Origin of the sequence: Anaerosoma tenue, assembly GCF_023161965.1 — a bacterium.
Lineage (GTDB): Bacteria > Actinomycetota > Coriobacteriia > Anaerosomatales > Anaerosomataceae > Anaerosoma > Anaerosoma tenue.
The window spans coordinates 602,501-627,488 of the sequence record NZ_JALNTY010000001.1; the positions used below are offsets into that span (position 1 = coordinate 602,501).

The window sequence follows — 24,988 nt, forward strand, 5'->3', positions numbered from 1 at the left end:
CCGGAAGCCACTGTCCAAGGGCCGCCGGATATGGCGTGTCGTGTGGCGCACCGGCCTCCTGATCTTCCTGGTGGTGCTGCTGGCGGGGGGCATCGCGGGTTGTATCGCATACGAACGCCTCACCGAGGATCTTCCAGACCTTTCGGGCACCACTGAGCCGCTGGCGGAGACCAGTGTGATCTACGATCGCAACGGCGACGTGCTCGTGGAACTGCACGCGGAGCAGAACCGCACGTACGTTCCGCTCGCGAGCATACCGGTGCAGCTCCGCCAGGCGGTCATATCGACCGAAGACCAGCGATTCTACGAACACGAGGGCGTGGACCCCTGGGGCATCGCGCGCGCCCTGTGGGTGAATGTCACACAAGGCAAGCACCACGGCGGCTCCACGATCACTCAGCAGTACGTGGTCAACACGCTTATCGAACGCGAGGACACGCTCGCGCGGAAGGTCAAGGAAGCGATCCTCGCGTACCAGCTCGAATCTCAGTTCACGAAGGACGAGATACTCGAGAAGTACCTCAACACGATCTACTTCGGCCATGGCGCGTACGGGGTCCAGGCTGCGGCGGTCACGTACTTCGGTAAGGACGTGAGCGACCTGACGACAGCCGAGTGCGCGATGATCGGGGGGCTTCTCAGGTCGCCGGGCGGGTACTCCCCGCGTATCGACCCGGAGGCGGCCAAGGCGCGCCGCGACACGGTTCTCGGGCAGATGCTCTCCCTCGGCTATCTCGATCAGGCGACCCATGACGCGGCTGTAGCCGAGCCGTTCACCCTGGCGGCCCCTGCCCCCACGGCCACCATCGCCCCGTACTTCGTGGAATGGGTCAAGCAGACCCTGATCGATGAGCACGGACCTGACGCCGTGTACAAGGGCGGACTGCGCGTGGAGACGACCCTCGACCCGGCCGCTCAGGCCGCCGCCGAGGAGGCCATCGCGTCTGTGCTGGACCAGCCGGACGATCCGTCGGCGGCGCTCGTGTCGCTGGACCCGCGCACCGGTGAGGTCGTGGCGCTCGTGGGCGGCAAGGACTTCGACACTCAGCAGTTCAACGTGGCGGTGCAGGGTAAACGTCAGCCAGGCTCGTCGTTCAAGCCGTTCGTGCTGGTCACGGCGCTCCAGGAGGGCATCTCTCCCGAGCAGACATACGAGAGTTCGGCGGGCTCGTTTGCGATTCCGGGTGGGCAGACATGGAAGGTCTCCGGCTACTCGGGCGGCGGGCCCATGCGTCTCCGCGTCGCCACCGAGAAGTCCATCAACTCCGTCTATGCGCAACTCATCCTGGCCGTAGGCGCCGATGATGTCGCCGAGACGGCTAAGAGCATGGGCATCGAAACGCCGATCAAGGCCGTACCATCGATCGCGCTCGGCGCGCAGGAAGTGACCCCGCTCGAGATGGCCTCGGCGTACGGCACGCTTGCCAACGCCGGCGTCCACGTTCCCGCACACGGAATCACCCGCGTCACATCGATCGATGGCGAGGTGCTCTTCGAGGCCCCGACCACCGGGACAGAGGTCATCTCGCCAGCCGTGGCGTACGTGACGACGGACCTGCTCAAGGGCGTCATCTCGCGCGGGACCGGCACGGCCGCGAAGATCGGTCGCCCCGCGGCGGGCAAGACCGGCACCACGCAGGAGTACCGCGACGCCTGGTTCGTGGGATACACCCCACAGCTTTCCACGGCCGTGTGGATCGGGTACACCGAAGGACAGATAGAGATGACGAACGTCCACGGGAGGAAGGTCACCGGCGGATCCTTCCCCGCGCAGATTTGGGCCGGCTTCATGAAGACGGCGCTCGCGGACGTGGAGGCCATGGACTTCGCACGGCCCCGAGGCGTCACCTCGGCGACCATCTGCCTCGAGACGGGCATGTTGGCAGCCGAGCACTGCCCGGAGACCGGGTCGGCGATCTTCCTCGCCGAGTCGCTCCCCGCCGAGTGCGAACTCCACGCCGAACCGGAGGTGGTGGACGTTCCCAACCTCATCGGGACCCAGAAGGTCGATGCGCTGGCGACCCTCACCGAGCTGGGGCTCATCGCCCAGGTGGAGGAGCAGCCGGTCGCGGGCGTACCGGCGGGCATGGTCGCAGACCAGTCACCCAGATATGGCGAGCAGGTGCCGCCGGGATCGATCATCGGCGTCATCGTGTCCTCGGGACCGCCCAAGACCGAACCACCGGTGGCGTCCTTCACATACCTGCCCGAAGAGGCGCGCGTCGGCGAACCCGTCGAGTTCGACGGCACCGGATCCAGCGACCCCGACGGCGAGATCGTGAAGTGGTACTGGGAGTTCGGACCCGGCCCGGATGCGAACGCCGAGGGCGAGACGGCGGCCTACACGTTCGAGAGCGTGGGCACGTACACCGTCACGCTCTGGGTGACCGATGACACCGGCCTCGTATCGAGTCTGCCCGTGGAGATCGAGGTCAAGCCGTAGCGAAGCTGCTTCCGGCGCCGTAGGCTAACGGAGACCGCGGTAGAAGTGCCCGCTCGTGGCCGGCGTGATGAGAGCCTCACCGGGCGCGGCGGCCCCGGACACCACGGACGCCACGGCCGACGTGAACGTCCGCACCACCTCCGCGGCGCGCTGTGCGCCTTCGTCGCTGAAGTCCAGACGGACGGCGGCGACACCCGCCGCGACGACCTCATCCAGCGCCCGGGACAGGTCGAGGGTCACGGAGTTCAGGACGTGCGACCTGCCGGACGGGTCTGTGGTCACCGGGAACTCATACCCCTTCTGGTCGCGGAGACGCCACCATCCAGCGCGTCGCGCGCACGTGCCGCATTTCCGGCCGCATGACCCCGCGGCCATCAGCACGCACTGCTCGGCCACCATCAACTCGATGCGTCCCCACACGAGTAGACCGGCGGGCACGGTCGAGGATGCTACCACCTCGGCAAGCTGACGCCCGCTGAGCTCTGGAGACGCCCACACCAGGCTCGCCCCAAGACGACCCAGAACCTCCACCGAGTACGCGTTCACCGTGTTGAGCGGCCAGTCGGCCTCGACGGGCGCAGAGGGCCCGTGTGTGCCGAGGAGCCCCAGATTGCCGGTGAGGAACGGCCCGCCGGCGGCCATACCTTGGGCCCACGGCATCTCATCCGGCCACACCACGCGCGGAAGCAGCGGGCGGACCCGCGCAGGAAGATCGTCCGGCGTCTGCCCGGCGTGGACGCGCAGCCACACTCTGTCCGCGCCCGCGTCGACACATGCGGCGGCGGTGGCCGCGTCCCATGCCGTGGCAACCACGAGCGGGACGCTGGTGCCCGCACCGCGTCTGCGCGCGCCCGGGAGGGGCGGTGGAACGGGGTGGCTACGCGAACGATGGGCCCACGGCCCGAGACGCGCCTCATCGAGCTTGCCGAGGGCCTCACGCCTCACCGCGTGAAGCCTGGAGTACCCCATCCCCGCACCGGCCTCGAGATCGATCTCCCAGCGCCCGGCACGGTATCCCGAACCGCCCAGCCTGCCCACGTGCTCCACGATCTCATCGACACCGATCGGCTTCGTGCGCGCCGGTTCGACCGCCTCCCCTTCCGCGTGCGCGGTGTGTCCAGCGGCCGACACGGTGACCGAGAGAGGCTCCCCTATCCGCGCCTTCACGCGGATATCCACGGGAACCGCGTTCCGATCGGTCGTGGCTCCCTGGCCGTACGTTCGGCGGGCCGCGTCGAGAAGCGCTGCATTGGCAACCCGGAACACCCTGTCTCCGGGTAGCACCTGTCGCTCGACGTCCAGGGATACCGTCGATCCAGCCGGTGCCGACGACGCCCTCGAACCCCCGATCGACAGTGCTCCGGCCGTCTGCGCGAACCGACCAGCCCGGGTCCAGAACTCGAGGGTGTCAGAGGGATCGAGCGCCCGCTCGAGTGCGACCTCGGCACGGCCGCGGTCACTGGCGGCCACACGACCGACGAGCACCCCCCGGTTGTTGGGCCGCGTGTAGCTCATGAGCTCCGGGCCACGCTCGCCGGTGAGGTAGGCGTCCGTGAACCCGCGGTTAAACGCCTCCTCGAGGCGCTCCCACTCAGACGGGAGAACGTCGTACCGGTCGGGATCCTCGAGCGCGCGATCGAGCGCCGCACGGTACACGGAGGTCACGATCGCCACGTACTCGGGAGACTTCATGCGACCTTCGATCTTGAGAGCCGCCACGCCCGCCTTGATCAGCTGCGGCAGCTGCGCTATGCCGGCCAGGTCCCTGGTGGACAGCAGATAGTGGCCTGGGACCTCCACGGCCGCACCGTCGGCATCCAGCAGCTCGTAACGCATCCGGCACGGCTGGGCGCACAGACCCCGGTTGGCCGAACGCTGGCCGATGAGGGACGACATCAGGCACTGCCCGGAATACGAGTAGCACAGAGCCCCGTGCACGAAGGTCTCCACCTCGACGCCGGCACTCGCGCATGCCGCGATGGCGCGTGGCGGGAGCTCCCGGGCGAGCGTCACTCGCTGCACGCCTTCTGCCGCAAGCAGGGACACGGTCTCGGCGTTCATCGCGTCGATCTGCGTTGACGCGTGGACTCGGACGTGGGGTAGCGACCGCCTCAGCACCGACAGCATGCCGATGTCCTGGACGATGACGGCATCCACACCCGCCGCCCATGCGGTGTCGATGAGGTCGAGCGCGTCGGACACCTCGGAGGGGAGCACCACGATGTTCGCCGTGAGATAGACGCGCGTTCCCCGGAGGTGGGCGAACCGGACCCACCCGGCAAGGGTCTCGATCTCGAAGTTGTCCGCGCCTCGACGCGCGTTGAACGAGCCAAGGCCGAGGTAGACCGCGTCGGCGCCGTTGTTGACCGCCGCAACGAGCGCGTCCGGACCTCCCGCGGGAGCGAGCAGCTCCACTTCTGACGTTCGTGTGTCAGGCAACGCTTCTCTTTCAGGGAACGGTATGCGCCCTACGGGCGTCTATACGGACGGTATATACTATGGCTTCAGCATCGGCGCACACCGGACCGATGCGTGCCCCGACCATCATAGACGGTACGCGCGGAGGGAGCCCCGTGTCGAGACGCACACGGACACGACGCCAGAAGAAGAGCCACGTGATCCTGCCGATCATCGCCGGCGTGCTGGTGGTCACCATGCTGGGCGGAGTGCTCATCGTGGGTGCCGCCGGGGCGTTCGGTCTCAACCTCGCAGATACGTGGCTTGCAGATCTTCCGGACATCGATGACGCCAGCGCCTTCGAGGTGGCACAGGCCACCCAGATCTACTCGGCCGACGGCGTGCTCCTGGCCAACCTGTTCCTGGAGAACAGACAGGTGGTGGGGCTCGACCAGATCTCGCCGCACCTCCTCCACGCTGTGGTTGCCGTTGAGGACGAGCGCTTCTACGAACACGAGGGCGTCGACTACCAGGGCATCGTGAGAGCGTTCGTCACGAACCTCACATCGGACCGCCGAGAAGGCGCTTCGACGATCACGCAGCAGTACATCCGCAACACGATCCTCGCCGAAGAGCGCTACGACATCAGCTACCGGCGCAAGGCGCGCGAGGCATGGCTTGCGCTCGAGCTAGAGCGCCGGTACGACAAGGACGAGATCCTTGCGATGTACATCAACACCGTGTACTACGGCGAGGGCGCGTACGGAGCCGAATCCGCCGCCCTCACCTACTTCAACAAGCACGCGAACGAGCTGACCGTGGCCGAGGCGGCACTCATCGCGGGGCTCCCGCAGTCGCCGATCCACCTCAGCCCGTACGACAATCCTGAGGGCGCCGTGGCCCGCCGGCAGTGGGTGCTCTCGAAGATGCACGAACTCGGCTACATCACCGACGAGGAGTACGAGGCAGCGAAGGTCGAGGAGCTCGCGCTCGAGAAGTCGCCCACACTCGACACGCAGGGCGTGTACGCCGCCCAGTACTTCGTGGCCCATGTGAAGAAGGTGTTGCAGAACCAGTACGGCACCGACCTCGTCTTCAAGGGCGGGCTCACCGTCTACACCACCCTCGACACCCGTCTGCAGACGTATGCCGAGGAGGCCGTCAACGGCACTCTCGACCGGGCGGACGACCCCGACTGTGCCCTCGTGGCTATCGACCCCCGGACCGGCTACATCAAAGCCATGGTGGGTGGGCGCGACTGGGACACGAACAAGTTCAACTTCGCCACGCAGGCCCGCCGCCAGCCGGGTTCGTCGTTCAAGGTCTTCACGCTCGTCACCGCGCTCGAGGAGGGCATGAATCCCGATCGTCGGCGTGTGGATTCTTCGTCACCGGCGCTCATCCCCACGGGAGGGAGCACCTGGCGCGTGAGCAACGCGGGTGGCGGCGGTCGCGGCTACATCACCCTGCGCCAGGCGACGGTGGGATCGGTCAACACCGCGTTCGCACGGCTGATCGCTGAGATGGGCGCCGAGAAGGTCGTGGAGACCGCACATCGCATGGGGATCGAGAGCGACCTTGAGCCCTTCCTTTCGCTGACCCTGGGAAGCCAGGAGGTCACGCCGCTCGAGATGGCATCGGCCTTCGGCACCCTTGCCGCGGACGGGCGACACTACCCGCATACTGCTGTCACGCGCATCGTCGGCCCCCAAGGCGAGACCATCTTCGAAGCCGAGCCGCAGGGCGAGCAGGTCGTCAGCCACTCGATCGCGTACGCGGCCACACAGGTGCTCAAGGGCGTGATCACCGGCGGAACCGCCACCCGGGCGAATTTCGGCCGCCCCGCAGCAGGCAAGACCGGGACCACCCAGGACTATCGCGACGCCTGGTTCGTGGGCTATACCCCACAACTGTCCTGTGCGGTCTGGATGGGGTACACGCCGGAACGACCGATGCTCAACGTCCACGGGAGACGGGTCTTCGGCGGGACATACGCCGCACCGATCTGGAAGGACTTCATGTCCAGAGCGCTTGCCGACGAACCGGTGATGGACTTCAACCCCGCACCACCGCCCAAGTACACGTGGAAGAAGGAGTGGGAGATTCCCGAGAAGGCCGTCCCGACGCTCATCGGTCTGACCCAGGAGGCCGCTATCAAGGCCCTGGAGGACGCGGAGTTCGAGGACTACACGATCACAAGCGCGTTCAACGAGACGATTGCCAAGGGGCTCGTGGTGTCACAGACACCGGCTGCCGGCTCGAAGGTGATTCCGGAAGAGACGACCGTGACGATCGTCATCTCAAAGGGCCCTGATCCGAGCAAGGCGCCGCCTCCCGAGCCGGAGCCTGAGCCGGAGCCTGAGCCCGAACCGGAGCCTGAGCCGACGTCGACTCCCACACCGAAACCGTGACAGACAACACCCCGGCCCGCGCGGGCCGGGGTGTTGTGTCTTCCCGATGGAGCGGGGCTTCAGGAACGCCTGACGCGCACCATCCCCGATGTGCAGACCACGTCAACGCCCCGGGACTCGATGCGATCGAGGACGAGGTTCATACCGAGAGCGTCAGAGCTGATGTGCCCGGCGATCACGAGCGCAAGCCCGATCTTCTCAGCGTGCTTACGATGCTCCTCCGAGTAGTGCATGCCGATGAGCGTGTCCACGCCCGCCGCCAGCAGCTTGTCGAGGGCGTCTTTGGGCCCCTCGGTCCCTCCGGTCATGTCCACGGCGCACGTACCGACTCGCCTGGATCCGGAGCCCTGTATGATGATGGGCCCATACCCCTTCTTCGCCGCGTCGGCATACTCGGGCACCGAACGCAGGAGCTTGATCAGGTCATCGAGCGTGCGCGGCGCCTCGCCGTCCACGAGCTCCTGTACGAAGCGGTTGACGTTGTTGTCAGCGGGTGTGTGACACGACATCGAGGCGAACCCAAGGTGACGGGCGGCGTCCACCGCCTGATAGTGATTCGCCGGCATGATCCGCCTGCGAACCTCTTCGGCACGTGATGCTATGAGCCCGTCGGCGACGCCGATCCCGACTCCCCGGGCCGCCCACAGGTCGGCCTGCATGTACATGACACGGTGCAGGTTGGCGTAACCGGGACCTTCAGGGTGGTGCGCGAACACGAGATCGATGGTCTGGCCCTTCTCGCGCAAGCGGTCTGCAAGCAGGATCTCGCCTACCTGCATGTCGATCCCGGTGATCAGCCCCCGGACCTCGAGGTCGGGGGCACCGGCGCAGATCCGTGTATCGTCGTACGGATTGGACAGTCGCTCCTGGTCGAAGAACTCCTGCTCATCCGGGCTGAGCGCCTCACGCTCCTTCTTGGCCGCCTCCAGGACGGCTTGGATCTCCTCCTGCGAACGCGCATCGGCCTCGATGCCCGCCTCGACAGCCGTGCGGTAGATCTCGCCCAGTCTCATCCGGTCCCCCTGTCATCGTGTGTGCTGCGCCTTGTCGGGCGCGGCCCTGTCCGTCCCCTGGAAACATACGCGCTCTCAGTGACATAGAAGCGCAACTCAAGATCGTGCCCCGCGCTCAACCCCACCCGCCCGCTGGTGGAGACCGCCTTGTCCGGCACGTGCGCCGCATCGTAGACCGCGATCGCACCGCCGAGCCGCTCGTCGTTCAGGCGGAGGTCGACGCCGAACGCCTCGGCCACCTTGGCGGGACCGTTCGACACCGCGATCCCGCTCATTCCCCGCCGACGCTCCATTGTATCCGCACCCCAGAGAGGTTCGACGGCCCGCACGAGCACCGCCCCGGCGACGCCCACAGGCTCTGTGACCAGGTTGAGCATGTGATGAACGCCGTACGTGAAGTACACATACGCGTGAGCGGGCGGTCCGTACATCACCCTGTTGCGCGCGGTCACACCCCTCGTTGCAGCATGTGAGCCCGGGTCGTCCGCGCCGAGATACGCCTCTGTCTCGACGATGCGCCCGCCGCAAACGGTATCACCTACCGTGGTCACCAGGATCTTGCCCAGAAGGTCGCGCGCCACCAGGGAGGTCTCGCGCTCGAAGAACGACGCGTCGAGCGGGACGAGGCCCTCGACAGACGCCGTGGGAGCGCAAGCATCGGATCCCGCAACGGGATGACGGCTCATCGCTGCCGGTTCCGCCGGAGAGACGCCAGCAGATCGTCGAGCGGCAGCGTGTTCAACACCATCGACGGCGACACCCAGCCCCTCCTTGCGGTCGCCACTCCCCACCGCATGTGGCTGAACTGCGTCGCTTCATGAGCGTCCGTGTCGATGACCACCCTCACACCCGCCTTGCGTGCCATGCGCAAGTGGACGTCGTTGAGATCGAGGCGTTCGGGATGGGCGTTCAACTCCAGCGCCGTGCCGGTCTCCGCCGCCTTCTCGATGACCGCCTCCATGTCGAGATCGAACGGATCCCGCCGACCCAGTAGACGGCCGGTGGGATGCCCGATGATATCCACAAAGGGGTTGTCCATCGCAGCGATCAGACGGTGTGTCGCCTGTTCACGCGATTGCCTGAAGCCGTGATGAAGCGATGCGATGCAGTAGTCGAAGCGTGCGAGGACGTCATCGGGGTAGTCCACGCCGCCGTCGTCGTCGATGTTCAGCTCGATGCCCTTGAGCAGCACCGGCCCCCCATCGTCGAGCGCGTTAAGCTCGTCGATCCGTTCCCACTGCCGCTCCAGGTCGGCCAGGTCCAGACCACCCACCATCCGGAGCTCGTACGCGTGGTCGCTACACCCGAGGTACTCGTAGCCGAGGGTCGCGGCCCGCTGCCGGTTCTCTTCCAGGGTCGACCGTCCATCGGTAGCCACCGTATGGGAGTGGAGGTCGCCACGGATATCCTCCCGTGTGATCAGATCCGGCACCCGGCCATCGAGGGCGAGCTCGATCTCACCTGCGTCCTCACGGACCTCCGGAGGCATCACGGGCATGCCGAGCGCCGCGTACACGTCCGCTTCCGTGGCGCACTCGAGCCGCTGATCATCCTCGATGCGGAACACGCCGTACTCATTGATCTTGAGTCCGCGCGACTTCGCTATCTCGCGAAGATGCACGTTGTGTTCGGCCGAACCGGTGAAGTACTGGAGCGCTGCGCCCCAGCACCCGGGGTCCACCACCCGCACGTCGGCCTGGCGGCCCGACGTCGTCATCACGCTCGTCTTCGTCTCCCCGCTCGCGAAGACCTCGGTCACCACCGGCAGATCACGCACGGCCTCCATCACGGCAGCGCCATCACGAGCGGCGACGAGCACGTCCACGTCTCCTACGGTCTCCTTCATCCGGCGGATGCTGCCGGCGTACTCGGCCTGCTCTACGCCCCGCAGAGCCTTCAGCTCCTCGACGAGCTTGGAGGCAAGCGGCAGGGCGTCCGCCAGGAGGATCCGTTCGCTCAGCTCCCGGTACCGGCGCACCCCCTCGGCGATGTTGTCGATCGTCTTGGCGCCGAAACCGGAGAGCCCTTCCAGGCGGCCCTCATCGAGCGCCTCCTCGAGGTCGTCCACAGAGACGATTCCGAGATCGTCATACAGCGCCTTGGCCTTCTTGGGGCCGACTCCCTGGATCCGCATCAGCTCGACCACGGAGGCCGGCACGCGAGCGACGACCTCCTCGTACTCCGGGAACGTTCCCTTCTCCAGGAGGGACGAGATGACGCTCGCGATCTTGGCGCCGATCCCGGGGATCTCGGTCAGGCGGTCTGCGAGCGCGGTGGACATGATGTCCTCATCCCAGGCGCGTACGGCATGGGCGGCTTTGTGGTAGGAGAGGAATCGATAGCGGTCCTCCCCAGCGATCTCCAGCAGGTCGCCGAAGTCGTCGAGAGCGGTCGCGACAGCGGCGTTGTCATACGCGGGCATGGTGCTCCATCCGGCCGGGTGCTCCCCCAGGATGATACCTGAGGCCCGGCGCCGCTGGCGCCGCCCCACGGGCCGGGGCTCACTCCTCCGGGGAGCCGCACTGCTCGATCCACGCGTCATCCCGCTCAAGCGCCTCGCGCGCAGCCGTCATCTGCTCGGCCACACGCTCGGGAGCCGTCCCGCCCGGAGTCGTCCTTCGTGCGACGACGGCATCGATGTCCACGGCGTCGAGCGCCTTCTGGTCGAAGACGGGTGACGCGGCCCGGAGTTCCTCCACGGTGAGGTCCTGCAGCGTCCGTCCCTCACGCTCGCACATGAGGACGAGCTTACCGACGATCTCGTGCGCCTCTCTGAACGGCACGCCGCGCTCGGCCAGGTGGTCGGCCAGGTCGGTCGCCGCCATGAAGCCGCCCCGCGCCCCCGAACGCATACGTTCCGCGTTCACGCGCATCGTGGCGAGCATGCCCGTCATGGCGTGCAGCGCGGCGCCGTACGTGTCCACCGCATCGAACGTCGGCTCCTTGTCCTCCTGCATGTCCTTGTTGTAGGCCAAGGGAAGTCCTTTGAGGGTGACCAGCAACGCGGTGAGGTCTCCGAGCACACGACCTGTCTTCCCGCGCACGAGCTCGGCGAAATCGGGATTCTTCTTCTGAGGCATGATGCTCGAGCCGGTGGACCAGCTGTCATCCAGCGTGATGAATCCGAACTCCTCGGACGACCACAGGATCAGTTCCTCGGCCAGACGCGATAGATGCACCATGCCCAGCGTGCATGCATAGACGAGATCGGCGAGGAAGTCGCGATCTGAGACCGCATCGAGCGAGTTGGGGGAGATCGACCCGAAGCCCAGTTCTGCGGCCACCGCCTCCCGGTCGAGCGGGAAGGTGGTGCCGGCCAGCGCCGCGCTGCCGAGCGGCATGACGTCGGAGGACGCGTATGCCCCTTTGAGACGGTCCAGGTCGCGAGCGAGCATCCATGAGTACGCGAGCATATGGTGAGCGAACAGCACCGGCTGCGCCTTCTGCAGGTGTGTATAGCCGGGCATCACGACATCCCGGTTCGACTCGGCGAGATGCAGCAGCGTCTCCCGGAGAGCGTTCACGCGCCCGGCGAGCTCGAGTGAAGAACGGCGTGCCGCAAGCCGCGTGGCTGTCGCCACCTGGTCGTTGCGCGAGCGCCCCGTGTGCAAGCGCTTTCCGGCGTCACCGATGCGCCGTGTGAGCTCGGCCTCGATCGCCATGTGCACGTCCTCGTCGGCGATACTGAAGGTGAACGCGCCGCACTCGATATCCTTGAGTATCCCGAGGAGCCCTTCCTCGATCGAGGTGGCGTCGGCCCCGGAGATGATGCCGCGGTCGGCCAGCATGCGCGCGTGCGCGATAGAGCCTGCGATGTCCTCGGCGTACAGACGCTTGTCCACCGGGAGCGACGCTCCGAACGCCTGCTGAAACTCGCCCGGAGTGTGCTCGAAGCGGCCGCTCCACGGGGTCCGGGCGTCACTCATCGTCGTCACCAGGCTCGCTCGCCGCGGTCGGCGCGTCGGTGGACACCTCTGCGGGCGCATCGTTCGGCGCTTCCAGTGCAGAACCGGACTCAGATGACATCGGCTCTGCAGGCTCTGATGCACGGCCGCTCTTCTGGCCCACCAGATAACCGAGGCCGAAGGCGGCGAGTCCGGGTACGAACAGCAGCACGATGACGCCGATGATGATCAGCCACTCGGCTCCGCCTGGCATTCCGAACACAGCTGCCTACACCTCGCCTTCCTTGCCCATCTTTCTGCGCTGACGGGCCCACACCTTGACTGGCAGTCCGTGCAGGTCGATGAAGCCCTTCGCGGCCGCGTGATCGAAGCTGTCCGAGGCGTCGTAGGTGGCAAGGTCGTAGTCGTACAGGGAGTACGGGCTGCGACGGCCGACCGTGACGCAGCTGCCCTTGTAGAAGCGCAGCCGGACATCACCGGTCACCAGCTGCTGGGTCGTCTCGATGAAGCCATCGAGCGCCTCCTTGAGTGGCGAGAACCACATGCCGTTGTACACGAGCTCGGCCCACTTCTGCTCCACGCCGAGCTTGTAGTGCAGCACCTCGCGCTCCAGGCACAGGTCCTCGAGCGCCTTGTGCGCGGTGATCAGCGTGAGTGCGCCCGGGACCTCGTAGACCTCGCGACTCTTCACGCCGATCAGGCGGTTCTCGATCATGTCGATACGGCCGAAGCCGTGCCTGCCCGCAAGCTCGTTCATCGCGTTGATGATCTCGTGGAAGCTCATCAGCTCGCCGTTGAGCGCGACCGGGATGCCCTTCTTGAAGCTGATCTCGGCGTATTCCGGCTCGTCGCAGGTGTTCCCGCGGGAGTCGGCCGTGAGCGTGTAGATGTCCGCCGGCGGCTCCACCCACGGATCCTCCAGAGCGCCGCACTCGATGGCGCGGCCCCACAGGTTGTCGTCGATCGAGTACGGGCTCTTCTTGGTGGTGGGAACCGGGATCCCCCGCTCGGCGGCCCAGTCCATCTCCTCCTCACGCGTGCGCAGATCCCACTCTCGGACCGGGGCGATGATGCCGAGGTCGGGGTCGAGCGCTGAAATCCCCACCTCGAAGCGCACCTGGTCGTTGCCCTTGCCCGTGCAGCCATGCCCGATGTACCGCGCGTCGTGGCGGTGCGCCTCCTCGACCAAATGCTTCACGATGATGGGGCGGCTCATCGCCGAGAGCAGCGGGTACTTGTTCTCGTAGAGGGCGTTGGCCTGCAGTGCGCGGGACAGGTACTCCTCGACGTACTCCTCGCGCACGTCCTTCACGATCGACTCGACTGCGCCGATCGTAAGCGCCTTCTGGCGCACGAACTCCAGATCCTGGCGCTCCTGACCCACGTCGATCGCAAGCGCGATCACGTCCATGTCGTGGTTCTCCTGGATCCACTTGATGGCTACGGAGGTATCGAGCCCTCCCGAGTACGCCAGGACACACTTGTCTTTGCCCACGCTTATCGCCCTTCCGTATGCAGCGTCATCCGTGACCGTCAGTTGCGGCCGCGGAACTTGTCGAGTCCCTTGACGATCGCCTGCGCGGCGGTCTCGTCCGCTGTGACGATCAGTATCGTGTCATCACCTGCGATGCTGCCGAGGATCTTGTCGATCGACGCCGCGTCGAGCGCGGCTGCGACACCCTGACCGCCGCCCGCGGTCGTCTTGACCAGCACGAGCTGCTGCGACCGCACGACGTCCTCGACCAACTCGGCGATCATGCGCTGAAGGTGGATATCCTCCGCCAGCACATACACGCCCTCGGGGAGCTTGCGGAGCCCCATGTCCGCGATGTCACGGGAGACGGTCGCCTGCGTACAGCTGAACCCCGCCTGCTTCAGGTGCTCCACGAGATCACGCTGGGTCCTGATGCGCTCTCTCCGCACTATGGTCCTGATCGCATCCTGTCGCTGAGTGCGCTTCCGCATGGCGACCCCTTTCCGTCTCTAGAGGACCAACGACATCCACGCACGCTGCGCGTGCAGGCGGTTCTCCGCTTCGTCGAACACGATGGAGCGTGGCGAGTCGATGACCGGCGCACTCACCTCTTCGCCGCGATGGGCAGGCAGGCAGTGCATGAACACGGCCTCGTCATCGGCCTGCGCCATGAGATCATCGTCGACGGTGAAACCGGCGAAATCACGCAGCCTGCGCTCATGCTCGGCCTCCTGCCCCATCGACGCCCACGTGTCGGTGACGACGACGTCCGCTCCTTCAACCGCTGCGCGGGGGTCATGACCTACCGCGATGCGCCCGCCGGTACCGTAGCGCCCCGCGAGGGACCTCGCCTGCTCCACGATCGCTCCGTCGGCCTCGTATCCGGGAGGGGTGGCGATTGCCACGTCCATACCCGTGAGCGCGCCGGCCACCAGGTACGTGTGCGCCATGTTGTTCCCGTCGCCCACATACGCCAGCCGCAGACCGGAGAACGCCCCCTTGTGCTGGCGGATCGTGAGCAGGTCGGCCAGCCCCTGGCACGGGTGGTGGTCATCGGTGAGCGCGTTGATCACGGGAACGGACGCGTGCTCGGCCACCTCTTCGATGTGGCTCTGCGCGAAGGTGCGCAGGACGATCAGGTCCACGTAGCGTTCGAGCACCTTGACCGTGTCATGCACGGTCTCCTCGCGGGAGAACGCGTCGTAGGGTCCCATGACCACGGGATGGACGCCCAGCTGGACGCAGCCGGTCTCGAAGCTCACCCGCGTGCGGAGCGACGGCTTCATGAAGATGAGTCCCGCCATCGCACCATCGAACCTCGGCCACTCGTCAGGACCCTGGTCGGCGACATCCAGGACGTGCGCGACCTCGTCTGGCGTGAGGTCGGCGAGCGTGAGTAGGTCACGACCCTTGAGACTCTGCATCATACTGCCTCCAGGACGATTTCAAGTGTATTCAGCAGTGTATCAGTTTCGTCCTTCCTGCATACAAGAGGTGGGAGCAGACGCAGAATATTCTCGCCGATGGCGTTCAGCACGATCCCTCTCTCAAGACACGCCGACGCCACTGCCTTAGCGTTGGGCTCCACCAGCTCGGCCGCGAGCATCAAGCCCCGGCCCCGCACCTCGCGCAACGCCCCGGTACGCCGTCCGAGTTCTTCGAGCGCGTCGCGCATGTACGAGCCCGTCCGTTCCGCGTTGATGCCGAGGTGCTCACCCTCCAGCGCGTCCAGGGTCGCCAGGGCAGCGGCACAGATCACCGGGCCGCCGCCGAACGTGGACCCGTGGTCGCCCGGTGCGAACGCCCCGGCCGCCTCCCCGGAGGCGAGCACCGCGCCGATGGGGAGACCGTTGGCCAGCGACTTCGCGAGCATCATGACGTCGGGCCGGACACCGTATCCCTGCCAGGCGAACGGCGAGCCGGTGCGGTAGCAGCCCGACTGCACCTCGTCGAAGATGAGGAGGACGTCACGCTCGTCACACAGCGCCCGGACCGCGTGCAGATACTTCTCATCGCACGGATGGACGCCCCCCTCGCCCTGTACGGGCTCCAGGAGCACGGCGCACGTGCCAGGGGTGATCGCCCCCTCGAGCGCGGCCAGATCGTTCAACGGCACATGCGTGAACCCGGGAAGCAGCGGAGCGAACGCCTCCTGCTTCGAGGGCTGGCCCGTGGCCGAGAGCGCCGCCATCGTGCGTCCGTGGAAGCTGCGCTCCGCCGTCACGACATGGAAGCACGACTCGCCGCGCTTCGCCTTCCCCCATCGGCGGGCCAGCTTGATCGCGCCCTCCGCGGCCTCGGTGCCTGAGTTGCAGAAGAGCGTCTTCCATCCGCCCCCGGCCAGCCCGGACAGCCGCTCGGCCAACGCGGCCCGATGCTCGACATGGTAGAGGTTGGAGACGTGGACGAGCCTGCGCATCTGATCCGCGACCGCATCCGCGACCGCCGGATGCGCATGCCCGAGGTTGACCGCGCCGATGCCGGACACGAAGTCGAGGTACTCCCGGCCCTGGTCGTCATACAAGCGCATGCCCTCGCCCCGCTCGAAGAGTACGGGCTGCCGGGCGTAGGTGGGCAGATGGAACGCGGCATCAAGCGCCGCGAGCCGCTCGTAACGTGCACCCATCGTCACAGTGTCACCTCGCCCTCATACGCTGCGTAAGTGGCGTCGTCTTCGAGGCCGAGGCTCGACGTCTCGGCCGTGATCATCGTCCCCACGCCCTCATCCGTGTACACCTCGAGCAACAAGGCGTGCGGGATGGTGCCGTTGAGGATATGCGCGCGCTCGACGCCCTGACGCAGGGCATGCACGCACGCACCGACCTTCGGGATCATCCCGGCGGCGAGCGTGCCTCCGTCTAACATGCCTTCCGCCTCATCGAACGACAGGGCGCTGATCAGCGAGCCTTTGTCGGCGAAATCCGCGTAGAGGCCGTCCACGTCGGTGAGGAAGATCACCTTCTCGGCGCCGAGCGCGGCGGCCATCTCGCCGGCGACAAGATCCGCGTTGATGTTGAAGGAGCCGCCATCGTCTCCCGCTCCCACCGAAGCGATGACCGGGATGAACCCGTCTTCGATGAGGTCGGTGACCACGGTGGTGTCGATGGAAGTGACATCACCGACGCGACCGAGCCGCTCGTCCTTGCGCGTGGCGCGGATGAGGTTGGCGTCGTCACCCGCGATCCCCACCGCCAGGCGACCGTGCGCGTTGATCGCCGAGACGAGGTCGCCGTTCACCTTGCCGACGAGCACCATCTTCACGATCTCCATCGCCTCCGGCGAGGTGACCCGCAAGCCGTCGACGAACTCGACCGGCATACCCAGCCTGTCCATGTACGCGGTTATCTCTGGTCCCCCGCCGTGCACGATCACTGGGTTGATCCCCACCAGCTTCATGAGCACGATGTCGGCGGCCACGCTGTGCCGCAGCGTCTCGTCCGTCATCGCGGCGCCGCCGTACTTGATGACGACCGTGCGGCCCCATGCGCGCTTGATCCACGGAAGCGACTCCATGAGGATCGCGGCCTTGTCATGCATGTCCATGGGCTGCTCCTTGATCATGAGCGGTAGTCCCCGTTGATGCGCACGTACTCGTGACTGAGGTCGCACGTCCACACGGTGGCTTCGCCAGAGCCGACGTGCAGGTCCACCAGCACCTCGATCTCCGGCTCAGCGAGCGCCCGGGCCGCCTCGTCCTCGTCGAAACCGAGGGCGGTGCCGTTGCGGCACATGGTGATCCCGGCGAAGACGATCTCGAAGGCTCCCGGATCCACATGCGCGCCCGACTTGCCGATGGCCATCGCGACCCGTCCCCAGTTCGCGTCCTCGCCGTAGAGCGCGCACTTCATGAGCGGCGAGTTGGCGATCGCGAACGCCGCGGTCTCCGCATCGCGCTCGTCGGCGGCGCCGCGCACCGTCACGGTCACGAACTTGGTGGCGCCCTCACCGTCGCGAACCACCATCTTGGCCAGATCCGTGGCGACCTGCGTGATGGCGGCGCTCACCGCCTCGTAGGCGGCACTGCCCGACTCGAGCAACGCACCTCCCTCGGCGCCTGAGGCCATGAGTATGCACGAGTCGTTGGTGGACGTGTCCGAATCGACCGTGATGCGGTTGAACGAGCGCGAGACGGCATGCCGGAGCAGGACGTCGCACGTGTCCGGCGACAGCGGTGCGTCGGTGGTGAGGAACGCGAGCATCGTCGCCATGTCCGGCTGTATCATCCCGCTTCCCTTGGCGATACCACCAACGGTGAAGGTCCGTCCGTCCGCCGTCACTGAGACAGCCGACTGCTTCTGAAACGTGTCCGTGGTCATGATGGCTTCCGCCGCAGTCTCGCCGCCGCCGGGGCCCAACTCGGCGACCGCTTCGCGGATCCCCGCTTCCACGTGGTCTATCGGGAGCGGCACGCCGATCACCCCGGTGGAACAGACCGCCACCTCGCCGGGCAGGCACCGGAGCAGCCCGGCTGTCGTTTCCGCCATCCGCCGCGCGTGGACCATGCCCTGATCCCCGGTGCAGGCGTTGGCGTTGCCGGCGTTCACCGCGATCGCGCGCAACATCCCGTCGGCCGTATGGGCACGCGAGAGGAGCACGGGGGGCGCCGCCGTTGCGCTCTGCGTGTAGACGCCGGCGGCGGGACACGGAGCGTCGACGGCGATCACGCACACGTCGCGCCGGCCCGAGCGCTTCAACCCGGCGCTGACGCCAGCCGCGACGAACCCGGCCGGTGCGGTCACGCCGCCTGCCTTATCTGAGAAGACGAACTCCTCGACCTGTGCCACGTGCACTCCTTACACGATCGGGACGGGCGCTTCGAGGCCCGCCGTCTCTTCGATGCCAAGCGCCAGGTTGGCGCACTGCACTGCCTGCCCCGCGGTCCCCTTGACGAGGTTGTCGATCGCGCACGTCACCACGAGGGTGTGCGTCACCTGATCCAGCGTCACGCCCACGTGCGCCCGGTTGCTGCCCCGGACATGACCCGTGGCCGGTTGGACCCCCGGGTCGCAGACGCTCACGAACGGTTCACCCTGGTACGCCTGCCGATATGTTGCGTGAACCTCCTCGGGCGTGATACCGGCGTCGCACTCCAGGTACACGGTGGAGAGCAAGCCTCTGCCGAGCGGTGCCAGATGCGGCGTGAACACGACCGCCGGGGCGTCCAATCCGAGGTCGCCGAGCGCCTGCGCGATCTCCGGGGTGTGCCGGTGGGACGTCACCTTGTAGGCGGCGACCGAATCCGCGGCGTTCATGAAGTGTGTGGCCTCCGAGAGACTCCGCCCTGCGCCCGAGACGCCGGAGATCGCGTCGACGATGACCCGTCCGGATACGACGACGCCTGCCCGGACCGCCGGTGCGGCCGCAAGCAGCGTGGCAGTGGGGTAGCAGCCCGGACAGGCGATGAGCCGCGCACCCGGAAGCGACTCCCGCCACAACTCGGGCAGGCCATACACCGCCTCCGGAAGCAGGCCTGCCGCGGTGTGATCCGCCTGGTACCAGGCGCCGTACACCGCCGGGTCGCGCAGCCTGAAGTCGGCCGACGCGTCCACGACGGTGCGCCCGGCCCCGAGCAGCGTCGGGGCGACCGCCATCGCTGCCGTGTGCGGCACGGCGAGGAACACGACCTCGGCCACGCGCGCCACCGCATCCGCGTCATGCGGCCCATAGACGAGGTCGCACGATGCGAGTCCCGGATACAGCTCCGACACCCGACGTCCCTGGTCCCGCTCGGACGTGACGGCCACGAGCTCGAATGACGGATGTCCAAGCAGTAACCGTGTGAGTTCGGCCCCCGCGTATCCCGCGGCCCCTATGATGGCTGCCGATAGCACGATTCTGTCCTCCCAATCGTCGATCAGGAGGACAGAATACGCTCAAGTGCGAATAATGGCAACCATTATGCAATATTTGTGCGTATAGTGCCGGCTGCTCCACCAAGCGCACGCGCCTGCCCGCTACGCGCCGGGTCAAGTCGCCCTAGCCGCGCACCTCGCCACCCACAGCAGCGCACACCTTGCGTACGAGCTTGTCATGCACAGGACGGACGTCCGCGTCCGAAAGGGTCCTGTCGGGGGCACGGTATGTGAGCGAGAACGCGAGGCTCTTGGTGCCTTCCGGAAGCCGCCGCTCCTTGTCCTCGACGCCTTCAGGGTCGCGATACACGTCGAACAGGCGCACCGACTCAAGGAGGGTGCCGCCTGCGGATTCGATGGCCGAGACGACACGTTCGGATGTCACGTCCTCAGGCACCACGAGCGCGAGATCCAGTGCGGCCGCCGGATGACGCGGAATCTCCTTGAACGTGGTCGTCACCTTCGAAGCCGCCTTCAGGAGCGCGGGAACGGATATCTCGAAGAGCGTCGCCGGGCCGCTGGCGTCGAATCGCTCCAGCACGTCGGCCGACACCTCTCCGAGCCAACCGATCACGTCACCGCGAACGATGACCTCGGCCGTACGACCCGGCTGCAACCAGGACCGTTCCGTCGCACGCACGCTCCAGCGTTCGACGCCGAGCGCCTCGAGCAGGGACGCGAGAACACCCTTGCCGTCGAAGAAGTCGAGCCCCGGCGCCTGCTCGTTCCATCCCGGACGGACCCACGAGCCGGCCAGCACGCCTGCGGCCATCAGACGCTCCTTGGGCTGCTTGCGGCCCTCTGACGTGACGAACACCGTGCCCATCTCGTAGAGATGCACATCGGCGATCCCACGGCGCTGATTGTGGGAGAGCGCTCGCAGCAGACTCGGGGCGAGCGTCCAACGCATGACCGCCTGTTCCTCGGACATGGGGTTGATCAGCTCGACCAGCAGTTCATCCGGAGCGAGCTCCCAGCCCAGACGGTCCAGGTCGGCGGGATCCCCGAACGAGTACCCCACGTGTTCGTCGAGGCCCGCCGCACGCAGCACCGACCCGATGCGCGACACGAAGCGCTGACGGGACGTCCTCCCGCCGATCCGCCCCCCGCCGCCCGGCAAGGTCGACGTGATGTTCTCGAGTCCGTACAGACGCGCGACCTCCTCGATGAGGTCGACCTCCCGCTCAAGATCAGGCCGGAAACCGGGCACCACGACCTCGAGCTCGTCTCCGGAACCCTCTGCTGAGAGCCCGAGCGGCAGAAGGAGCGTCGCGATCGCCTGAGTCTCCAGATCCGTACCCAGCAAGGCGTTCACGCGTCCGGTCCGCAGCCGCAGCTGCAGCGGTGTGCGCTGGCCCGGATAGACATCCACGAGGCCCGGAGCCACCGTGCCACCGGCCACTTCGGCGATCAGTGCGGCCGCCCGGTCCGACGCACGGCTCGCGAGATCGGGATCCACGCCGCGCTCGTACCGGAGCGAGGACTCCGAGATGAGTCCGAGCCGGCGGCTCGTGCGGCTGATCGACGCCGTATCGAAGCACGCCGACTCCAGAAGGATGTCGGTCGTGGCCTCGGAGACCTCGGTCTCCTCGCCGCCCATCACACCCGCCAGAGCGACAGGACCATCGTCGTCGGTTATCAGGAGCGTGTCGCTGGCGAGACGCCGCTCCTGTCCATCGAGCGTTCGGATCGTCTCGTCCTCGCGTGCCGCCCGGACCGTGATCGCCGCGACACCGTCGCGCTTGGCGAGCGTACCCAGGTCGAAGGCGTGCAGCGGCTGGCCAAGTTCGAAGAGGATGTAGTTGGTAACGTCGACCACGTTGTTGACCGGACGAGCGCCGCCCGCAGCCACGCGCTCGGCGAGCCAAGCGGGTGACGGCCCCACCTTGACACCGCGGATCACCCGCGCCGTGTACCTGGGGCACAGAGCGCCGTCCTCGATCTCCACGCTCACGAGATCTGCGGCGGGCGCGCCCTCCTCCACCGGCGCCGAGGCAGGGACGGTGAACGTGGCCCCTGTGACGGCCGCCACCTCGCGCGCCACACCCACCATCGACAGGCAGTCGGGGCGGTTCGGGGTGACCTCGAGCTCCAGCACGGTGTCTGCGATGCCGTAGTACTCGGCGAACGGCTCACCCACCGGCGCATCGGGTTCGAGGATCAGCAGGCCGCTGCCATCGCCGCCCACCTCGATCTCCGTTGGCGAACACATCATGCCTTCGGAGACCAGACCACGGAGCTTCGCCCGTTTGATCGTCACACCGCCGGGAAGCGTCGTGCCCACCTGCGCCACCGGGACCTTGTCGCCAGCCTCGAAGTTGGTGGCGCCGCAGACGATGTTCAGCGGTTCATCAGCGCCCACATCCACCGAGCAGTACGACAGCCTGTCGGCGTCGGGATGCTGCTCCTTGGTGATGACCTGACCCACAACGACACCGTCGAGTGCGGCGCCGAGCGTGTGGACCGCCTCGACCTTGGTGCCGGTCATGTCGAGCCGTTCGCACAGCTCATCGACGGGCAGGGTGACGTCCACGAGTTCCTTGAGCCATTTGAGCGATACGCGCATCGCGGGATCCTTCCTCAGGGTCGGTCGCTATCGTCGCCGTGACCGGTCATCCTTCAGGGTGACCGAAGCGACGGTCGTCAGAACTGGTGCAGGAAGCGGGTGTCTCCTTCGATGAAGTGGCGAAGGTCGGGCACGCCGTACTTCAGCCCCGCTATCCTCTCGGCGCCGATACCGAACGCGAAGCCCGTATAGCGCTCCGGATCGATACCCACGTAGCCGAACACGTTGGGGTCGACCATCCCGCAGCCGAGGATCTCGAGCCAGCCCTCGCCTCCACAGGATCGACAGCCCTCGCCGCCACAGATCCCGCAGGAGACGTCCACCTCGGCCGACGGCTCCGTGAACGGGAAGAAGTGCGGGCGCAGCCGCACGCGACGATCCGGCCCGAACATCTCGCGCACGAAATGCTCCAGCGTGCCTTTGAGATCGCCGAACGTGACGCCTTCGTCCACCACCAGCCCCTCCACCTGTGTGAACTGCGGCAAGTGGCTCGGGTCGGCCACATCCCGACGGTACACCTTGCCCGGTACGATCACGTAGATGGGCGGCTTCTCGCTCTCCATCACGTGTACCTGGCCGGGGCTGGTATGCGTCCGCAGTAAGACGTCGCTCTCCCCCTCCACGACCGCCGTGTCCCCCGAGAGGTCTCTCGCGTAGAACGTGTCCTGAAGTGCGCGCGCCGGGTGGTCCGCCGGATGGTTGAGGGCGGTGAAGTTGTAGTAGTCGAGTTCCACCTCCGGGCCTTCCGCAACGCGATAGCCCAGGCCGGAGAAGACTTCGACGATCTCGTCCACCACCTGGTGCAGCACGTGCTGATGACCGAGCGGCCTCGCTCGCCCGGGCAGCGTCACGTCCACCGCCTCCGCAGCGATCCGGGACGCCCGCGCGGTACGCTCGAGCGCCTCTCGTCTCCGATCGAGCGCCGACTCGAGAGCACGCCGCACCTCGTTGGATATGCGCCCGACCTCGGGCCGCTCCTCGGCAGACAGCGCGCCCAGTCCTCGCAGGATCGCGGTGAGCGAACCCCTCTTGCCCAGGTACGCGATGCGGACCTCCTCGAGTGCATCAAGCGTCGTCGCACCCTCTACGGCCGTCAGCGACTCAGCCTCCAACGCCCGCAAGTCTTCTCCGATCGTCATCCCGACCTCACTTCTTCCATCCGTGTACGGAAAGGGAGCCGCCCCGCCCTTGTCACAAGGACGGGAACGGCTCCCGCGGTACCACCTTGTTTGGCCGATGACTCACCGGCCCTCTCACTCCCGTGCACCATCAACGCACGGCCGGGATCCTCTCCCGCAGGCCCGATATCGGGGGCACCGGCTCACCTACTCGGGCCGCAGGCCCTTTCAGATCGCAGCTGATGGAGTGAACCGCGGGTCCTCCGCCCGGGGTCCTTGCAGTCGGTGGGACCCCTCCCTGGCGGGCGGCTCCTGAGAACCGCGCCTCTCCGTCGTCGCCTCATGTGCGATTGGTACGTCAGTCTAGCATCACTCCGCAGCGCTCACCAGCGAACATGCGACCCTCCCTGCAGGCACGACGGCGACCACCACACCCCGCACGTCGTTCCGGTCGACGGGCTCCACATCGGCTGCTGCGTTCGCATCGCCGCGCATGCGGAGCGAGCCATCCGGCTCCACGCCCACGACCCGATGCACCACCAGGTCGCCATCATGTGCGAAGACGGTGAGGTCGCCCTGCTGCGGCTCGGCCGCGACCCGCGTGTACACGATCAGATCGCCAGGATAGAGCGCCGGGCGCATCGAGCCACCCTCGACGTACAGCATGCCATGCGACCACGCCAGCACCAGCGCGACGACCGCGAGCCCGGCCCCCGCCACGCGGCGCAGCCACACCGCCCAGCCGCTATCGGACTTGCTCTGCATCTACGTAGACCGACGCGCGGACGTAGTCGCCCTGAAGGTCGTTGCCGGCTTCGGACGGCAGGCTTACCGCGAGATCGAGGTCTGCAGCCTGCCCGGCTCCAAGCCGTATCGGTGCGGTCCTGAGCGTGGACAGGGGCCCGGCGTACAGCTCCACGCCGTTGCACGTTGCCCGGCACTGCAGCGCGTTCCAGAAGTCGGTGATGCCCGCCTTCTTCGCCGCGCTCGTGACCGCATCGCACGCGATGGATCCCGTGTTGCGGACCTCAAGCGTCCTGCTGACCGTCTCACCAGGGGCGAGCCCTTCCACGGTGAGGGCCGCCGATGTCGGCTCCACCGAGACGAGCACGGTGCCCGCCGTGATCATGTTGTCCTTCACCTCGGTCTGTGCCGTGAAGTACGCCCTTGCTCCGCCGATGGACAGCATCGCCACGATCAGCGCCACATACGTGAACAGTCGCTTCATCGTTCTCCTCCTTGCGGATCTCGCCGCCGAGGGGAGGTGGCGGATGGATGGTATGCGGGGCCCCGCACCGCACATCATGGCGCCCGCACTTCAACGTGCCCTTACCAGAGCCTCACCGGCAGCCGAACGATGCGCGCCCGAAGTGGGGCCGCTACAGAACGACGAAGGCCCCGCGCTATGCGGGGCCTTCGTCATCACGCCGTGGTACAGGACCGTCAGGCGCCCTGCGCCGCCTTGGCGACCTCCACCAGCTTGGCGAACGCGGCCGGATCGTTCACGGCCATGTCGGAGAGCACCTTGCGGTCAAGGGTCACTTCGGCCTTCTTGAGACCGTTCATGAACACCGAGTACGACAGACCGTTGAGACGGGCGCCGGCGTTGATGCGGGCGATCCACAGACGGCGGATCTCACGCTTCTTGTTCCGGCGGTCGCGGTACTGGTACTGCAGCGAGTGCTGCAACTGCTCCTTCGCGCTCTTGTAGCGGCGGCTACGGTCTCCGTAGTATCCGCTCGCCTGATCGAGAACGGTCCGGCGCTTCTTCTTCGCGGTGACTGCACGCTTCACCCTGGGCATGGTCGA

20 protein-coding genes are annotated in these 24,988 nt (G+C 66.9%); 2 read left to right on the top strand and 18 right to left on the bottom strand.

Annotated features, from left to right (window positions below; all coding sequences use genetic code 11):
* Nucleotides 1-40 precede the first annotated feature (40 nt).
* The gene (locus MSB02_RS03020; protein WP_267193729.1) at nucleotides 41-2,443 is read left to right on the top strand and encodes a PBP1A family penicillin-binding protein; all 2,403 of its coding nucleotides are present in this window, start codon (nucleotides 41-43) and stop codon (nucleotides 2,441-2,443) included.
* A gap of 24 nt (nucleotides 2,444-2,467) precedes the next feature.
* On the opposite strand, the gene MSB02_RS03025 is transcribed toward MSB02_RS03020, so the two are convergent.
* Entirely contained in the window at nucleotides 2,468-4,882 is a 2,415-nt protein-coding gene (locus MSB02_RS03025) for a U32 family peptidase (RefSeq protein ID WP_267193730.1), read from the bottom strand.
* 134 nt (nucleotides 4,883-5,016) lie between these two features.
* Between MSB02_RS03025 and MSB02_RS03030 the strand changes: the two genes are divergently transcribed.
* Nucleotides 5,017-7,251 (top strand): transglycosylase domain-containing protein, encoded by a 2,235-nt coding sequence (locus MSB02_RS03030; protein ID WP_267193731.1) that lies wholly within the window; start codon nucleotides 5,017-5,019, stop codon nucleotides 7,249-7,251.
* A 59-nt stretch (nucleotides 7,252-7,310) separates the two neighbouring features.
* On the opposite strand, the gene MSB02_RS03035 is transcribed toward MSB02_RS03030, so the two are convergent.
* The 17 genes from MSB02_RS03035 to rplT form a co-directional block, all read right to left on the bottom strand.
* Nucleotides 7,311-8,264: a Nif3-like dinuclear metal center hexameric protein gene (locus MSB02_RS03035; protein ID WP_267193732.1), complete on the bottom strand. Its 954-nt coding sequence runs from the start codon at nucleotides 8,262-8,264 to the stop codon at nucleotides 7,311-7,313.
* Nucleotides 8,261-8,950 (bottom strand): DNA-3-methyladenine glycosylase, encoded by a 690-nt coding sequence (locus MSB02_RS03040; RefSeq protein ID WP_267193733.1) that lies wholly within the window; start codon nucleotides 8,948-8,950, stop codon nucleotides 8,261-8,263. The genes MSB02_RS03035 and MSB02_RS03040 overlap by 4 nt, the downstream gene beginning before the upstream one ends.
* On the bottom strand, nucleotides 8,947-10,686 hold the full coding sequence (gene polX, locus MSB02_RS03045) for a DNA polymerase/3'-5' exonuclease PolX (protein ID WP_267193734.1): 1,740 nt from the start codon (nucleotides 10,684-10,686) through the stop codon (nucleotides 8,947-8,949). Before polX ends, MSB02_RS03040 begins: the two co-directional genes overlap by 4 nt.
* A 79-nt stretch (nucleotides 10,687-10,765) precedes the next feature.
* Entirely contained in the window at nucleotides 10,766-12,190 is a 1,425-nt protein-coding gene (argH, locus tag MSB02_RS03050; RefSeq protein ID WP_267193735.1) for an argininosuccinate lyase, read from the bottom strand.
* Nucleotides 12,183-12,431: a hypothetical protein gene (locus MSB02_RS03055; protein ID WP_267193736.1), complete on the bottom strand. Its 249-nt coding sequence runs from the start codon at nucleotides 12,429-12,431 to the stop codon at nucleotides 12,183-12,185. Before MSB02_RS03055 ends, argH begins: the two co-directional genes overlap by 8 nt.
* Before the next feature lie 6 nt (nucleotides 12,432-12,437).
* Complete coding sequence (locus MSB02_RS03060; RefSeq protein WP_407653148.1) at nucleotides 12,438-13,670, bottom strand: argininosuccinate synthase; 1,233 nt, start codon at nucleotides 13,668-13,670, stop codon at nucleotides 12,438-12,440.
* Between the two features lie 32 nt (nucleotides 13,671-13,702).
* Nucleotides 13,703-14,134 carry an arginine repressor gene (locus MSB02_RS03065; protein ID WP_267193738.1) on the bottom strand — a complete coding sequence of 144 codons (432 nt, stop codon included), beginning with the start codon at nucleotides 14,132-14,134 and terminating at the stop codon, nucleotides 13,703-13,705.
* A gap of 18 nt (nucleotides 14,135-14,152) precedes the next feature.
* On the bottom strand, nucleotides 14,153-15,067 hold the full coding sequence (gene argF, locus MSB02_RS03070; protein ID WP_267193739.1) for an ornithine carbamoyltransferase: 915 nt from the start codon (nucleotides 15,065-15,067) through the stop codon (nucleotides 14,153-14,155).
* Nucleotides 15,067-16,269: an aspartate aminotransferase family protein gene (locus MSB02_RS03075; protein ID WP_267193740.1), complete on the bottom strand. Its 1,203-nt coding sequence runs from the start codon at nucleotides 16,267-16,269 to the stop codon at nucleotides 15,067-15,069. Before MSB02_RS03075 ends, argF begins: the two co-directional genes overlap by 1 nt.
* 2 nt (nucleotides 16,270-16,271) lie before the next feature.
* A complete protein-coding gene (gene argB, locus MSB02_RS03080; RefSeq protein ID WP_267193741.1) occupies nucleotides 16,272-17,186 on the bottom strand; it encodes an acetylglutamate kinase in 915 nt (304 codons plus the stop codon).
* A 14-nt stretch (nucleotides 17,187-17,200) separates the two neighbouring features.
* Nucleotides 17,201-18,427: a bifunctional glutamate N-acetyltransferase/amino-acid acetyltransferase ArgJ gene (gene argJ, locus MSB02_RS03085; protein WP_267193742.1), complete on the bottom strand. Its 1,227-nt coding sequence runs from the start codon at nucleotides 18,425-18,427 to the stop codon at nucleotides 17,201-17,203.
* 9 nt (nucleotides 18,428-18,436) lie between these two features.
* On the bottom strand, nucleotides 18,437-19,474 hold the full coding sequence (argC, locus tag MSB02_RS03090) for an N-acetyl-gamma-glutamyl-phosphate reductase (RefSeq protein ID WP_323748490.1): 1,038 nt from the start codon (nucleotides 19,472-19,474) through the stop codon (nucleotides 18,437-18,439).
* 145 nt (nucleotides 19,475-19,619) lie between these two features.
* Nucleotides 19,620-22,061 carry a phenylalanine--tRNA ligase subunit beta gene (gene pheT, locus MSB02_RS03095; protein WP_267193743.1) on the bottom strand — a complete coding sequence of 814 codons (2,442 nt, stop codon included), beginning with the start codon at nucleotides 22,059-22,061 and terminating at the stop codon, nucleotides 19,620-19,622.
* A 77-nt stretch (nucleotides 22,062-22,138) separates the two neighbouring features.
* Nucleotides 22,139-23,200, bottom strand: a complete 1,062-nt coding sequence (pheS, locus tag MSB02_RS03100) for a phenylalanine--tRNA ligase subunit alpha (protein WP_323748491.1) — start codon at nucleotides 23,198-23,200, stop codon at nucleotides 22,139-22,141.
* Between the two features lie 348 nt (nucleotides 23,201-23,548).
* Complete coding sequence (locus MSB02_RS03105; RefSeq protein WP_267193744.1) at nucleotides 23,549-23,944, bottom strand: signal peptidase I; 396 nt, start codon at nucleotides 23,942-23,944, stop codon at nucleotides 23,549-23,551.
* Nucleotides 23,925-24,407 carry a TasA family protein gene (locus MSB02_RS03110; RefSeq protein WP_267193745.1) on the bottom strand — a complete coding sequence of 161 codons (483 nt, stop codon included), beginning with the start codon at nucleotides 24,405-24,407 and terminating at the stop codon, nucleotides 23,925-23,927. Before MSB02_RS03110 ends, MSB02_RS03105 begins: the two co-directional genes overlap by 20 nt.
* A gap of 215 nt (nucleotides 24,408-24,622) precedes the next feature.
* Nucleotides 24,623-24,982, bottom strand: coding sequence for a 50S ribosomal protein L20 (gene rplT, locus MSB02_RS03115; protein WP_267193746.1), 360 nt, complete (start codon nucleotides 24,980-24,982; stop codon nucleotides 24,623-24,625).
* Between the last annotated feature and the right edge of the window lie 6 nt (nucleotides 24,983-24,988).

Bases quoted from the DNA above. Each gene is read 5' to 3' on its own strand.
- MSB02_RS03105 (WP_267193744.1), bottom strand. From the start codon at position 23,944: ATGCAGAGCAAGTCCGATAGCGGCTGGGCGGTGTGGCTGCGCCGCGTG.
- argF (WP_267193739.1), bottom strand. From the start codon at position 15,067: ATGCAGAGTCTCAAGGGTCGTGACCTACTCACGCTCGCCGACCTCACG.
- MSB02_RS03040 (WP_267193733.1), bottom strand. From the start codon at position 8,950: ATGAGCCGTCATCCCGTTGCGGGATCCGATGCTTGCGCTCCCACGGCG.
- MSB02_RS03035 (WP_267193732.1), bottom strand. From the start codon at position 8,264: ATGAGACTGGGCGAGATCTACCGCACGGCTGTCGAGGCGGGCATCGAG.
- MSB02_RS03075 (WP_267193740.1), bottom strand. From the start codon at position 16,269: ATGGGTGCACGTTACGAGCGGCTCGCGGCGCTTGATGCCGCGTTCCAT.
- rplT (WP_267193746.1), bottom strand. From the start codon at position 24,982: ATGCCCAGGGTGAAGCGTGCAGTCACCGCGAAGAAGAAGCGCCGGACC.
- MSB02_RS03110 (WP_267193745.1), bottom strand. From the start codon at position 24,407: ATGAAGCGACTGTTCACGTATGTGGCGCTGATCGTGGCGATGCTGTCC.
- argB (WP_267193741.1), bottom strand. From the start codon at position 17,186: ATGGACATGCATGACAAGGCCGCGATCCTCATGGAGTCGCTTCCGTGG.
- argH (WP_267193735.1), bottom strand. From the start codon at position 12,190: ATGAGTGACGCCCGGACCCCGTGGAGCGGCCGCTTCGAGCACACTCCG.
- pheT (WP_267193743.1), bottom strand. From the start codon at position 22,061: ATGCGCGTATCGCTCAAATGGCTCAAGGAACTCGTGGACGTCACCCTG.
- pheS (WP_323748491.1), bottom strand. From the start codon at position 23,200: ATGACGATCGGAGAAGACTTGCGGGCGTTGGAGGCTGAGTCGCTGACG.
- MSB02_RS03065 (WP_267193738.1), bottom strand. From the start codon at position 14,134: ATGCGGAAGCGCACTCAGCGACAGGATGCGATCAGGACCATAGTGCGG.
- polX (WP_267193734.1), bottom strand. From the start codon at position 10,686: ATGCCCGCGTATGACAACGCCGCTGTCGCGACCGCTCTCGACGACTTC.